The sequence below is a fragment of the Sulfitobacter sp. TCYB15 genome, from assembly GCF_040435955.1.
In the GTDB taxonomy this organism is placed as follows: domain Bacteria; phylum Pseudomonadota; class Alphaproteobacteria; order Rhodobacterales; family Rhodobacteraceae; genus Sulfitobacter; species Sulfitobacter pontiacus.
On sequence record NZ_CP159193.1, the window covers coordinates 1,633,689 to 1,647,139 of the forward strand.

Sequence of the window (13,451 nt, forward strand, 5' to 3'; positions counted from 1 at the left end):
TTACTTGTAGGTGACTTTTTTGACCGCCGCGATAACCTCGTCCGTGGTGACAAGCGCCAGTTTTTCGAGGTTTGCGGCATAGGGCATGGGCACATCTTTGCCGGTGCAGTTGATCACCGGCGCATCCAGATAGTCAAAGGCTTCCTGCATGATCACGCTTGAAATGTAATTCCCGACGGAGCCTTGCGGCCAGCCCTCTTCGACGGTGACAAGGCGGTTGGTCTTCATCACCGACTTGATGATGCTGGCGGTGTCCATCGGGCGCAGGGTGCGCAGGTCGATGACTTCGGCGTCGATGCCTTCTTCGGCCAGCTTTTCAGCGGCTTCCAGCGCATAGGTCATGCCGATGCCAAAGCTGACGATCGTGACATCCGTGCCCTCGCGCCAGATGCGGGCCTTGCCGAAGGGGACGGTATAGTCGTCGACATCGGGCACATCGAAGGATTTGCCGTACATGATTTCGTTTTCAAGGAAAACGACGGGGTTGGGGTCGCGGATCGCGGTTTTCATCAAGCCTTTGGCATCGGAGGCAGAATAGGGCATCGCCACCTTGAGGCCGGGGATCTGCATATACCACGCGGCGTAATCCTGGCTGTGCTGCGCGCCGACGCGGGCCGCGGCACCGTTTGGTCCGCGGAAGACCATTGGCGCGCCCATCTGACCGCCGGACATATAGAGCGTTTTCGCGGCGGAGTTCAGGATGTGGTCGATCGCCTGCATGGCAAAGTTCCAGGTCATGAATTCGACGATGGGGCGCAGCCCGCCAAAGGCGGCACCCACACCGATACCGGCAAACCCGTGTTCGGTGATCGGCGTGTCGATGATCCGCTTGGCCCCGAATTCGTCCAGCAGGCCTTGGGAAATTTTATAGGCACCTTCGTATTCGGCGACTTCCTCGCCCATCAGGAACACATCTTCGTCACGGCGCATTTCTTCGGCCATGGCGTCGCGCAGGGCCTCGCGCACCGTCTGCTGTTTCAGCTTGGTGCCTTCGGGCCAGTCGGGGGTGGTGTCGGTTTCCGGTGCCTTCGGGGCCTCGGCGTCGGGCTTGGCGGCGGCGGGTGCCTTGTCGGATTTGGCGTCGTCGCTGTCGTCGGCTTTGGGCTGTTCCGCCGGTGCGGCGCTGGAGGCGCTGTCGATGTCAGAGGCGTCTTCACCGTCTTCCAGCAGCACGGCAATGGGAGTGTTGACCTTGACGCCTTCGGTGCCGGCGTCGATCAGGATCTTGCCGATGGTGCCTTCGTCGACGGCTTCGAATTCCATCGTGGCCTTGTCGGTTTCGATCTCGGCCATGATGTCACCCGAGGACACGGTGTCGCCCTCTTTGACCAGCCATTTGGCAAGCGTGCCTTCTTCCATTGTGGGGCTCAGTGCGGGCATGAGAATTTCGATTGCCATGGTTCAAGCCTCCTGTGGGACTTCGGTTGCGTAGATATCTGTCCAAAGCTCTTCCGCCGCGGGTTCGGGGCTTTCTTTGGCAAACTCCGCGCTTGCGTTAACGATTTCCTTAATCTCTTTGTCGATCGCTTTCAGATCGTCCTCGCTGGCGTGTTTATGTTCCAGCAGGATGTTGCGCACCTGTTCGATGGGGTCGCGTTCGTCGCGCATTTTCTGCACTTCTTCGCGGGTCCGGTATTTGGCCGGGTCCGACATGGAATGCCCGCGATAGCGGTATGTCTTGATTTCCAGAATATAGGGGCCGTCGCCCGAGCGGCAGTGTTTCACCGCGCGTTCGCCCGCGTCCTTGACCGCCAGCACATCCATGCCATCCACCGCTTCGCCGGGGATGCCGAAAGCCTTGCCGCGTTCCCAGATTTCAGCGCTGGAGGTAGAGCGCTGCTGCGAGGTGCCCATGGCGTATTGGTTGTTTTCGATGATGAAAATCACCGGCAGTTTCCACAGGGCGGCCATGTTGAACGTCTCGTAGACCTGACCCTGGTTCGCGGCACCATCCCCGAAATAGGTAAAGGTAACGTTGTCGTTGCCCTTATACTTGTCCGCAAAGGCGATGCCCGCGCCAAGGGGCACGTTCGCGCCCACGATGCCGTGGCCGCCGTAGAATTTCTTTTCCTTAGAGAACATATGCATAGACCCGCCCTTACCGCGGGAATAGCCGCCTTCGCGGCCGGTGAGTTCGGCCATCACCCCGTCGGGGTTCATGCCGCAGGCCAGCATATGCCCGTGGTCGCGGTAGGTGGTGATGCGGCTGTCGCCGTCCTTGGCCGTGGCTTCAAGCCCGACAACCACCGCTTCTTGTCCGATATAAAGGTGGCAAAAACCACCGATCAAACCCATGCCGTAAAGCTGGCCCGCTTTCTCCTCGAACCGCCGGATCAGCAGCATATCGCGGTAATAGGCCTTGAGCTCTTCGGCGCTGGCGTTTGTCTTTTTCGTCGGTTTCTGGGCAGCCATGGGGCAATTCCTCCGTAGTTTGTCCCGCGCACGCGCAAAATAGTTTAGCGTTAAACTATCTCTTATCGGATTCGAGCAATGATGGCGAGAGGCATTTACAGGTCACGCAATACCCTGCTGGCGGGACGTGAATTTTTTATGACGCTGCGGGGGATTATGCCGGATGATGCGCGGGTATCAGCGGATCACGATTTCGTCGGCGCGGATCATCCCCAGCACCTTGCGGGTCTGTTCGTCCAGCAGGTCGAGATCAAGATATTCGTCAGACAGACGATGGGTCAGGTTCTCCATCCGCGCCACATCGATCTGCACCTGTGCAAGCTGTACCCGCAGATCCTGCGCTTCGGCCACGATCTCGGCGCGGCGGAACAGGCCGTAGTTCCCCTGAATCGCTGCAAAGGCGAAATAGAGGCTCAGCGCGAAGGCGATCGCGAAAAACAAGAGAGTGCCAAAAGCGGGTTTGCTGCTGCGGTTCATGTATCTGCCTTTAATCGTCTCTTAGTGGACGTTCCCCCAGTATGACACAGGTGATTCGCGAAGGGAATCCCCCGTCTTGCGATTGGCAAGAAAATGTTCATCTTTTTAGGGGGTTGGGCAAGGATGTCGCATATCTTTCCCGCCAGTCGCATCGCTGTGCCACGACTGGCGGGGGATAAGGTCAGGCGTCCAGCGCGGCGACGCCGGGGAGGGTCTTGCCTTCCATCCATTCAAGGAAGGCACCGCCCGCGGTGGAAATATAGGTGAAATCATCCGCCGCACCCGCCTGGTTCAACGCGGCCACGGTGTCGCCACCGCCCGCCACCGAGATCAGCGCGCCGTCGCGTGTCAGCGCGGCCGCTGCCTTGGCCGCGGCGACGGTTGCGGTGTCGAAGGGGGGGATCTCGAACGCGCCCATGGGGCCGTTCCAGATCAGGGTTTTCAGGCCGTTAAACGCGTCTTTGACCAGATCAACCGTCTTTGTGCCTGCGTCCAGTACCATCTGGTCCGCTGCCAGTACGGTATCGGCCCCAAGGGCTGCGACCTCATGCGCGGCATGGGCGGCGAATTCCCGCGCGACAAGCCCATCTACGGGCAGCAATACGCGGCAGCCGGCCTTTTCGGCCTGTGCCAGAATATCCTTGGCGGTGTCGTAAAAATCGGGCTCAGACAGGGACTTGCCCAGATCAGCGCCCTGCGCGCCCAGAAACGTATTGGCCATGCCGCCCCCGATCACCAACAGATCCAGCCGGTTCACGAGGTTTTCCAACAGTTCGATCTTGGTCGATACTTTGGCACCGCCCACCACCGCGCCCACGGGGCGTTGCGGAGTGGCCAGCGCGGCTTCAAGCGCCGAAAGCTCGGCCTGCATCAAACGGCCCGCACAAGAGGGCAAGAGCCGCGCGACCCCTTCGGTCGACGCATGGGCGCGGTGCGCGGCGGAGAAGGCATCATTGCAATAGATATCGCCCAAACCGGCCAGACGTTTGGCAAAATCGGGGTCGTTCTCGGTCTCGCCCGGATAGAAACGGATGTTTTCAAGCAGCAATACATCGGCGGCGTTGATCTCTTCGGTGCCCGCCTCGGCGGCCTCCAGCGTTTCGGCCAGCACGACTTTGCGGCCCAAGGCAGCCTCGAGCGCGGGGAGGACGACACGCAGGCTCAGATCCTGCACGCGTTTGCCCTTGGGGCGGCCAAAATGCGCCAGCAACACAGGGGTGCCACCCTGTTCCAGAATGTCGCGCAGGGTGGGGATGATCCGCTGGATGCGGGTGTCGTCCGTTACCTTGCCGTTTTCAACCGGCACGTTGATATCCACGCGCACCAGAACCCGCTTGCCGCGCAGGTCCATGTCATCCAATGCTTTCCAGCCCATCTTGTCCCTCGTGTAAAACCACAATTCCCGTCGTGTTTTGCCGTTATTGCCGTCAGGGTCAATGGACCCGCTTGGCAATTGCGCTTGCACGTCCTAGGTAATTGCCAACGAAATTCTTAAAGGAGACCGGCATGGCCGAGATCAAAGACCCCGAAAACACGATCCTGATGGAACTGAAGGGCGGCACTGTCACCATCCAGCTGTTGCCAGATGTGGCCCCCAAACACGTAGAGCGTATGAAGGAACTGGCCCGCGCCGGTAAATACGACAACGTGGCCTTTCACCGCGTGATCGAAGGGTTCATGGCGCAGACGGGCGACGTGGCCAACGGCAACATGGAAGACAATTTCAACCTGCGCGCCGCGGGGACCGGTGGGTCGGACATGCCGAACCTGCCAGCCGAATTCTCCAAAGTGCCGCACGCTCGTGGCAGCATCGGTGCCGCGCGTTCCGCCAACCCCGATAGCGCAAACAGCCAATTCTTCATCAACTTCAAAGACAACGACTTCTTGAACGGTCAATACACCGTTTACGGTCAGGTCATCTCGGGGATGGAGCATGTCGACGCGATCACCCGTGGCGAGCCGCCAGCGAACCCTGATCGCATGATCAGCGTCAAGGTTGCCGCTGATGCGTAATCTGATTGCAGCAGGCGTTGCCTCTGCCGTGATGGCAGGGGCGGCTTTCGCGGATGGTCTGGCGATCACCGTGGATGGCGAAGCGCAAGGCACCATCAAGATCGATCTGGCCGAAGACGTGGCCCCCGCGCATGTGGCACGGCTGAAAGAGCTGGCCGAAGCAGGGGCCTACGATGGCGTGGTGTTTCACCGCGTGATCGACGGGTTCATGGCGCAGACCGGTGACGTCGAATTTGGCAAGGCCGGTGGGGACACAGGCCGCGCGGGCATGGGAGGTTCCGACCTGCCTGACCTGCCTGCCGAATTCTCGGACATCCCCTTTGACCGCGGTGTCGTCGGCATGGCTCGCAGTCAGAGCCCGGATTCCGCGAACTCGCAGTTCTTTATCATGTTTGACCAGGGGCACTTCCTGAACGGGCAATATACCGTTGTGGGCAAAGTGACCGAAGGGCTGGACGTGCTGGACGCGATCAAGCGTGGGACCGGCGGGAACGGCGCTGTCACCGGCACGCCCGACCGTATGGTCGAGGTCAAGGTGACCGAATAATCATCGCGTAGGGCAGGGGTGCTTGCGCCTTTGCCCCGCTTTGGTCGCGCAGCACTTCGCAGCTGAAGATTTTGATATCACAACGAAAAAGGGCGTCGCAACAGTGCGACGCCCTTTCACATTCATCACCCTTGTCCGATCAGGACGCGGGGTTCGGCTTTTGCGCAGGGGCGGATTTCGCGCCGGGGTTCAGCGGGTCGTCCTGACGCTGAACGGAGCCTTCGAAATGCGCACCGGATTCGATGGCGATGGTTTTGTGGATGATGTCGCCTTCGACGCGGGCGGTCGATGTCAGGCGGACTTTCAGACCGCGCACGCGGCCGACGATACGGCCATTGATCACAACGTCATCGGCGATCACTTCGCCCTTGATGGTCGCGGTTTCGCCGATGGTCAGCAGGTGGGCGCGAATGTCGCCTTCCACGGTGCCTTCAACCTGGATGTCGCCGGTTGTTTTCAGGTTGCCGGTGATGTGCAGATCGGAGGACAGCACGGAGGCAGGTGGTTTTGCCTTGGGGGCGCTGGCCTTGAATTCGCTTTGCTTGGGCGCAGCCGATGCAGAGGGTGACGGTGCAGCGGTGCTGGACGTGTCTGCGTCGGACTTAGGAGCGGGATCATTGATTTTGCTTTTAGAAAACATCGTTTGCAGCCTTGATAAAGATCATTGGATTTACAGCCTTGCCACCGACACGGACTTCGTAATGCAGGTGGACACCAGTAGACCGTCCTGATGTTCCCATATCACCTATCCGCTGTCCGCGCGATACCCTTTGGCCGACTTTTACGCGCAATTTAGACATGTGTGCGTAACGTGTCTCGACCCCGAATTCATGTTGGATTTTAACCAGTCGCCCGTAGCCAGAGCTCCAGCCCGCGTGGGTCACAACCCCTTCGGCGGTGGAGTGGATGGGCGTGCCCATACCGGCGGCGAAATCTGTCCCGCTGTGCATCCGGCGGCCCCCCGTCTTGGGATCGCGGCGGTAGCCGAAGGGGCTGCTGAAGCGGAAAGAGGATTTCAGCGGGTTCGCGAACGGCGCTTTTTGCGCGGCAATGCGGTACATGTTCAGCTTGTCCATCTGGCCAAGCAGACGGTTGGCGCGCAGTGTGTCGGGAGAAGGAGCCTCCCCCCGTGTGGAAAAGCTTAACGGCATCAGCGGGCCACCCTGACCGGAATAACCGCGGCGCACGGTGGCCAGCATCCGGTCGGTCGGCATGCCCGCGCTGCGGAACATTTTATCAAGAGGGGCAACAGAGACGGTCATCGCCTCTTCAAGCTGGCGGAAAATCGCGTCGTTCTGTTCGCGCATCAAGGCCAGCTTCTGGTTCAGTTCATCCGCCTGGATCAGCGCGTCTTGCGCATCAATCACCACTTGATCGCGTTCGGCGGCGGTACGCTCAAGCGCCTCTGCCAGCAGGGAAATCGGGGCGGAGGACCCGTTGGCGGCGCGGGTCGCTTTACCTTCGCCGGCGGCAGCGCCTTCCAGTTCGGCGACCTGAGTGCGCGCAGCTTCGCGGTCTTTCATCGTGTCGCGCAGGGTGCTTTGAATAACTTCGATGCCGGTCTCAAGCTCGCGGCGGCGCGTCTCGGATTGCAGCAGCTCGGACTGCATGACCGAAATCTGCTTCAGCGCGGCGTTAAACCGTTCCTGCGCGGCGACGGCCTCTTCCGCGCGTCCATTGCGCTGCGCTGAAAGATCGCTCAACCGGGCCTGATAGGTACGTTGGTCGCGTTTGGCTTGTTCGCGAAAATTGCCAGACCCGATGCTGTCCATCAGGATCACGGCGGTGGCGACGATGGACCAGGCCACAAACAAAGAGGCCCCGGTGAAGACGAAAAGCTGGGTAACGGGGCGCAGGCGGATAAAGCGTGTGTCGGTATCGGATTTCAGAAAAACGCGGCGTTCGGGAAAAAACCGTTCAAGCGCCGAATGAATTTTGATCGCAAACCTTGTCCGCACGCGTGGTATCCTTGTTCCGTCCCTGTCACAGCACGCAAGGCCCCCACCGCGCGCTGATTGTCACCCGCCGTGCTTAGCCAGTGGGGGTCCGTCGGGCAACCCTTCAGACTTTCCCACAGGCGGTTAATGAAAGTTTAACGACAAATTTGGCAATAAATTGCCGATTCAACGGTTTGGAGGGCGAATATTTTAAACACTCTCGGTCAAGGGCCAGTAAAAATCCGGTGGAATCCCGGCCTCTGCCCGCTTCTCTTCGTTGAACGGGGGCTTGAGAACACCGTGGAAATAGGTGCGCACCAGATCGTGGAACGCCTCTTTCGGGTCAAGCTCGTGGCGCCCGCACAGGAAGTGAAACCACTTTGACCCATAGGCCACATGCGCGACCTCTTCGGCGTAAATCACCTCAAGCGCGTCGACGGCCTGCGTGGCCTTGGCGCTTTTGAACACCTGAATCATATTGGGCGTCACATCGAGCCCGCGCGCCTCAAGCACCATAGGCACAACGGCGAGACGTCCCATGAAATCATCCACCGTATCCTCGGCAGCGCGCCACATACCAGCATGGGCGGGCAAGGCCCCGTAGTGGCTGCCCAAAGCTTCCAGGCAATCGCACATCAGATTGAAATGTTTGGATTCATCGTCGGCGGCGCTGACCCAATCATCGTAAAATCCCATGGGCATTTTGACATCGGTAAAGCGCGCGATAATGTCCCAGTGTAGATCAACCGCGTTCAATTCGATATGGGCCACGGCGTGCAGCAAGGCGATGCGCCCTTCGGGCGATCCGGGCTTGCGGTGGGGCACATCGCGGGGCGACAAGAGTTCTGGCTTGTCGGGGCGGGCGGGGCGCAACGGCGGGTTTGACGTGCCGATTTCCGGTGCCTCGCCTGCGGCGCGGGCAGCCCGCCACTCGGCTGCGTACTTGTGAGAAAGCGCAGTTTTTTCACGGCCATCCGCAGTGCGCAGCACGTTTTCCGCCATTTGGGCCAGCGCGATCATAGGGCGCGCACCGCGTCCAGTACCTCTTCCACGTGACCGGCGACTTTCACCTTGCGCCAGATGCGGGCGATATTGCCGCTCGCATCGATCAGATAGGTGGCGCGTTCGATCCCCATGGATTTTTTGCCGTACATATTCTTTTCGACCCAGACGCCATAGGCTTCGGTCACGGCCCCATCGATATCGGCCAGCAGCGGAACCGTCAGGGCATGTTTGGCCGAAAAACGGTCGTGTTTTGCCATCGTGTCACGGGATACGCCAAAAACCACGGCACCGGCGTCAGCAAATGCTTCAAGATGTTCGGAGAAGCCCACGGCCTCCTTGGTGCAGCCCGGCGTGTCGTCACGGGGGTAGAAATACAAAACCACAGCCTTGCCCCGCAGATCGGAGAGCGAAATTTCGCCACCCCCCGTCACAGGAAGCGTAAAGTCTGGTGCAGGTTGGGAAATCTCTGGCATGGGTCACTTTCTTATGTATTGGAAGCCGTTGTCTGCACTGTCATACTAGTCGGGCTTGGCGAAACTTAAACCCCAAGCCGCCCTAAAAAACGGACGCCCATGCCCAACACCAGCGCAGCCCCCCGCAGCCCCAAGCGGAGACGACTTTGGCAAGCCACCAAATGGTCGCTGCTGGTTATTTCGCTGATTGTTGCCACCATCGCGGGGGCTGCCATCTATATGATCCGCAGCCCTATTGTCGTGCCGGAATGGCTCGAGACGCGCATCGAAGAGCGGTTTGCCAAAGATATGCCGCTTGCGCGGATCGGCTTTGGCGAGATGGTGTTGATCGTGGACGAAGGGTGGCGGCCGCGCGTTCGGCTGCGCGACGTGAATATCACCAACCCCCAAGGGGTTAGCTTTGCCGCCTTCCGCGAAGTGCGGGCCAGTTTTTCCATTCAGGGCCTGCTGGCAGGCGATGTGCAGCCGCGCGATATTGCGATGTCCGGGGTGGTGGCCAATCTGCGGCGCGATAAGGATGGCCGCGTCGCGCTGAGCGCGGCAAGCGGGACTGCCCCGGCAGAGCGGCGGGCGGCCACGATGCCGCAGTTGATCGGCCAGCTTGATACAGTGTTCGAGACGAAGGCGCTGTCGCGGCTGCGGTCGATAGAGCTGCGCGCCCTGACCTTGCGCTACACCGATCTGCAGTCCGACAGGATGTGGACGGTGGATGGCGGGCGGCTGTTGCTGGACCGCGAAGGCGATAACCTGCGGATGACAGCCGAGCTCGCCGTTTTGGGCGGGGGGGCGGATGTGGCCACGCTTTCTGCCAACTACAGTAGCAAAATCGGCGATACCGCGTCGCAGTTCGGTGTGAATTTCGATGGCGTGAGCGCGGGTGACATCGCGGTGCAGAACCCGGCGTTTGCTTGGTTGAAAGTGCTGCGCGCGTCTATCTCCGGTTCGGTGCGCAGCAGCCTTGACGAGGACGGCACCTTCGAGCCGCTGAACGCGACGCTGCAGATCGGTGCCGGGGTGGTTCAACCTAATGAACGTGCTACGCCGATCCCCTTTGACGGGGCCCGCAGCTATTTCAGCTATGACCCAGATCAGCGTCTGCTGCGTTTTGACGAGCTTTCGGTCGAAAGCAAATGGGTGTCGGGCCGGATCGAGGGGGCCGCAAGCCTGGGTATTGATGACAGCGGCAAACTTGGCGAACTGGTCGCACAGGTCCGTCTGCGCGATTTGGTGGCTGACCCTGCCGATATTTATGACGCCCCGGTTTCGATTGAGGGTGCCGACCTGGATGCCAAAATCACTTTCAACCCGTTTCACATGTCCGTCGGCCGTATGGCTATCGTCGACGGGGGGACGACGTTGAACCTGTCGGGGGATTTGCGGGCGGGGCCGCAGGGGTGGCAAGTTGCGCTGGATGCGGGGTTGAACGCGTTGAAACCAGCGCGCCTGCTTGAGCTTTGGCCAGAAAACGTCAAACCAAAAACCCGCAAGTGGGTGGACGAAAATATCTACGCAGGCGCGTTGAGCGATGTTGACCTTGCCTTTCGTTTGAAGCCAGGCGAGGCACCGCAAGCATACCTCGACTTTGATTTTCAGGGTGCCGAGGTTCGATTTTTGCGCACCATGCCGAATATCACCGACGGCAGCGGTCATGCGAGCCTTTCGCGCAATCGCTTTGTTGTCAGCGTGGATACCGGCGTGATCACACCGCCCGACGAGACGCCGGTGTCGGTAAATGGGTCTTCGTTCATCATGCCGGATGTCACGGTCAAGGACGGCCCTCCCGGCATCGTTCGGTTGCGCGCCGATGCGGACATCACCTCGGTCCTGGCGCTGTTGAACCGGCCCCCGTTGCAGGCGATGGACAAGGCCAACCTGCCGGTTGACGTCGCCAATGCACGGGCCCAGTTGGCGGGCACTTTGTCCTTTCCGATGAAAAAAGGCTCTGACCCGAAGCTGACGATCTTTGACATCAACGGAACGCTGGGTGAATTCCAAAGCGACCGTCTGGTCAAAGATCGCGCGCTGCGCGCCGACCAGCTGACGTTGAACGCGTCCAACAGCGGCCTGACGATCAAGGGCGAGGGCGAATTGGACGGCGTTCCCTTTGACGGCGAATGGTCCCAACCCTTCGGGAAGCCGGGCGCTGCGAGCAGTGTCAGGGCGGATATTGCGCTGAACGCCAAAACGCTCGAGACTTTCAAGATCGCGCTGCCCCCTGATACGATAGCAGGTGAAGGGCGCGCGTGGTTCGCGATGGATCTGGTTAAAGGCCAGCCCCCAGATTTTTCTGTCACATCGGATCTGCGGGGTTTGAGCATCACCGTTCCACAGATCGGCTGGACCAAAGCGCGATCCCAGACGGGCACGTTGGAGATATCGGGGCGGCTTGGGCCGGTTCCAGACGTCGATACCTTGAAGATCAGCGCCGCGGGGCTGTCGGCGCAGGGAGATGTCACAGTGCACCCAAGTGGTGCGTTGGACAGATTGCAATTTCACCGATTGCAGGTTGGGAACTGGCTGGATGTGCCTGTGGATCTGATCGGGCAGGGGGCAGGTCGCCCGGTGCAGGTGGTGGTGAAGGGCGGCCGTCTTGATTTGCGCACGGCGGAGCTCGGAAAAAGCAAGCCCAGCGGGGTCGCGAGCCCGCCGATGTTGCTGTCGCTGGATAGGTTGCAGGTCACGGATAAGATTGCCCTGACAGGAATGCAGGGCGAATTTAACGTCGCGCGTGGCCTTGATGGACGGTTCACGGCAGCCTTGAACGGGGGCGCGCCGGTTTCTGGCCGCGTCGTACCCAAGGATGGCCGTAGCGCGGTGCAATTGACGGCAACCGATGCTGGTGGCGTTTTGAGGTCTGCCAACATTGCACAACAAGTCCACGGCGGCGCGCTTTCGTTGACCCTGGTACCCGCCGGATCGGGCGGGGCTTTCGACGGTCATGCAGAGATTAAAGACGTTCGTATCAAGGACGCCCCGACGATTGCAGCGCTGGTGAACGCAGTCTCCGTGGTCGGCCTGATCAACGAGTTGAACGGGGACGGGATATATTTTGACACGGTCGAAGCTGATTTCCGCCTGTCTTCCAATCGCGTCAACCTGACCCAAGCCAGCGCGACGGGGGCGTCGCTTGGGATTTCTATGGATGGGGTTTTTGCCACTGACACCGGCCAGATGGCGCTGCAGGGTGTGATCTCTCCTGTATATATGTTGAACGGAATAGCCAGTTTTCTGACCCGCAAGGGCGAGGGGCTTTTGGGCTTCAACTACTCTATCGGCGGGACGGTGCAGAGCCCGTCTGTCTCGGTGAACCCGCTGTCGGGGTTTGTGCCCGGTGCGATGCGGGATATTTTTCGCAGCACCCCACGCACGACGCCCACGCAGGACGGGGGGGCTGCCACCCCCGCGCCGCAAAAACCTGTTGCTCAACGCTTTGAGGGGCGCTAACGGGCGCGTATGAAACTCAGTGACTTTGATTTTGAACTGCCCGAGCGTTTGATCGCGACGCGCCCTGCCGTCCCCCGTACGTCGGCCAAGATGCTGGTTGCGCAGGGGGATCATATTACTGACACGACTGTCGCCAATATCAGCGATTGGTTGCGTCCAGGGGATCGGCTGGTGCTGAATGACACAAGGGTCATTCCAGCGCGGTTGTCGGGGCTTCGCCGCCGGGACAGCGCACAGGGGCCGGTACAGGCGCGTATCGAAGTAACCTTGCTGGAGCCACGGGGCGATGCGGATTGGACTGCGCTGATCAAGCCTTTGAAAAAGCTCAAGATTGACGAGACTGTCGTCTTCAGCGCCGATCTTTCTGCCCGTTTGGTTGGCGTCGAGGATGGGCAGGGTCGACTGCGGTTCAACTGCAGCGGCGACGATTTTGACGCCGCGCTGAATGATGCCGGTGCGATGCCATTGCCGCCCTATATTGCCGGCAAGCGTCCGGCAGACGCGCAGGACATGACGGATTATCAAACCGTTTTCGCCAAGAATGCGGGCGCAGTGGCCGCGCCTACGGCGTCGCTCCACTTTGATCAGCCGCTGCTGGATCAGCTCGCCGAGATGGGGGTGCGCTTTAGCCACGTCACCTTGCATGTGGGCGCGGGAACGTTTCTGCCTGTGAAGGTCGATGACATTGCTGACCATAAAATGCACAGCGAGTGGGGGCAGGTGAGCGCGCAGGCAGCTGCCGAAATCTCCGCCACCAAAGCTGCTGGCGGGCGGGTCATTCCCGTTGGGACCACTGCCTTGCGGCTGGTCGAGACCGCTGCGCGGTCCGGGAATATCCAACCCTGGGAAGGGGATACCGATATTTTCATTACCCCTGGTTTTGAATTCAATGTCGCAGACGCGTTGATGACGAATTTCCATCTTCCGAAGTCGACCCTCATGATGCTGGTTTCGGCATTGATGGGGCAGAAAACTATACAAAAGATTTACAATCACGCGATTGAATCGAATTATCGGTTTTTCTCCTATGGCGATGCGTCGCTGCTCTTTCCAAAGACGCAAATAAACGCCTGAATGTCGTTCGGGGGGGTGACACCTCTTGGGATCGCCGTCAGGGAGGGGGCTGATCGCGTTAAAGGATTC

12 protein-coding genes are annotated in these 13,451 nt (G+C 60.0%); 4 read left to right on the forward strand and 8 right to left on the reverse strand.

What is annotated here, in order from left to right:
• The 4 genes from ABM428_RS07895 to pgk form a co-directional block, all read right to left on the reverse strand.
• Window positions 1–1,398, reverse strand: a complete 1,398-nt coding sequence (locus ABM428_RS07895; RefSeq protein ID WP_243250008.1) for a pyruvate dehydrogenase complex E1 component subunit beta — start codon at window positions 1,396–1,398, stop codon at window positions 1–3.
• A gap of 3 nt (window positions 1,399–1,401) precedes the next feature.
• Entirely contained in the window at window positions 1,402–2,412 is a 1,011-nt protein-coding gene (gene pdhA / locus ABM428_RS07900) for a pyruvate dehydrogenase (acetyl-transferring) E1 component subunit alpha (RefSeq protein ID WP_005852939.1), read from the reverse strand.
• A 177-nt stretch (window positions 2,413–2,589) separates the two neighbouring features.
• Complete coding sequence (locus tag ABM428_RS07905) at window positions 2,590–2,889, reverse strand: septum formation initiator family protein (RefSeq protein ID WP_005852941.1); 300 nt, start codon at window positions 2,887–2,889, stop codon at window positions 2,590–2,592.
• Window positions 2,890–3,070: 181 nt separating this feature from the next.
• On the reverse strand, window positions 3,071–4,264 hold the full coding sequence (pgk, locus tag ABM428_RS07910) for a phosphoglycerate kinase (protein WP_353627806.1): 1,194 nt from the start codon (window positions 4,262–4,264) through the stop codon (window positions 3,071–3,073).
• A 131-nt stretch (window positions 4,265–4,395) separates the two neighbouring features.
• Between pgk and ABM428_RS07915 the strand changes: the two genes are divergently transcribed.
• Both ABM428_RS07915 and ABM428_RS07920 read left to right on the forward strand, forming a co-directional pair.
• Window positions 4,396–4,902: a peptidylprolyl isomerase gene (locus ABM428_RS07915; protein WP_009826761.1), complete on the forward strand. Its 507-nt coding sequence runs from the start codon at window positions 4,396–4,398 to the stop codon at window positions 4,900–4,902.
• Entirely contained in the window at window positions 4,895–5,449 is a 555-nt protein-coding gene (locus tag ABM428_RS07920) for a peptidylprolyl isomerase (RefSeq protein ID WP_064216830.1), read from the forward strand. The genes ABM428_RS07915 and ABM428_RS07920 overlap by 8 nt, the downstream gene beginning before the upstream one ends.
• 139 nt (window positions 5,450–5,588) lie before the next feature.
• Here ABM428_RS07920 and ABM428_RS07925 read toward each other — a convergent pair whose 3' ends face one another.
• The 4 genes from ABM428_RS07925 to ABM428_RS07940 form a co-directional block, all read right to left on the reverse strand.
• The gene (locus tag ABM428_RS07925) at window positions 5,589–6,089 is read right to left on the reverse strand and encodes a polymer-forming cytoskeletal protein (RefSeq protein ID WP_306284728.1); all 501 of its coding nucleotides are present in this window, start codon (window positions 6,087–6,089) and stop codon (window positions 5,589–5,591) included.
• Window positions 6,079–7,407 (reverse strand): M23 family metallopeptidase, encoded by a 1,329-nt coding sequence (locus ABM428_RS07930; RefSeq protein WP_005852951.1) that lies wholly within the window; start codon window positions 7,405–7,407, stop codon window positions 6,079–6,081. The genes ABM428_RS07925 and ABM428_RS07930 overlap by 11 nt, the downstream gene beginning before the upstream one ends.
• A 189-nt stretch (window positions 7,408–7,596) precedes the next feature.
• Entirely contained in the window at window positions 7,597–8,406 is an 810-nt protein-coding gene (locus ABM428_RS07935) for a ferritin-like domain-containing protein (protein ID WP_180827559.1), read from the reverse strand.
• Entirely contained in the window at window positions 8,403–8,864 is a 462-nt protein-coding gene (locus ABM428_RS07940; protein ID WP_353627807.1) for a peroxiredoxin, read from the reverse strand. Before ABM428_RS07940 ends, ABM428_RS07935 begins: the two co-directional genes overlap by 4 nt.
• A gap of 99 nt (window positions 8,865–8,963) precedes the next feature.
• Here ABM428_RS07940 and ABM428_RS07945 point away from each other — a divergent pair, with 99 nt between their 5' ends.
• Both ABM428_RS07945 and queA read left to right on the forward strand, forming a co-directional pair.
• Window positions 8,964–12,308: a DUF3971 domain-containing protein gene (locus ABM428_RS07945; protein WP_353627808.1), complete on the forward strand. Its 3,345-nt coding sequence runs from the start codon at window positions 8,964–8,966 to the stop codon at window positions 12,306–12,308.
• Between the two features lie 9 nt (window positions 12,309–12,317).
• A complete protein-coding gene (queA, locus tag ABM428_RS07950; RefSeq protein WP_353627809.1) occupies window positions 12,318–13,382 on the forward strand; it encodes a tRNA preQ1(34) S-adenosylmethionine ribosyltransferase-isomerase QueA in 1,065 nt (354 codons plus the stop codon).
• Window positions 13,383–13,451 lie beyond the last annotated feature (69 nt).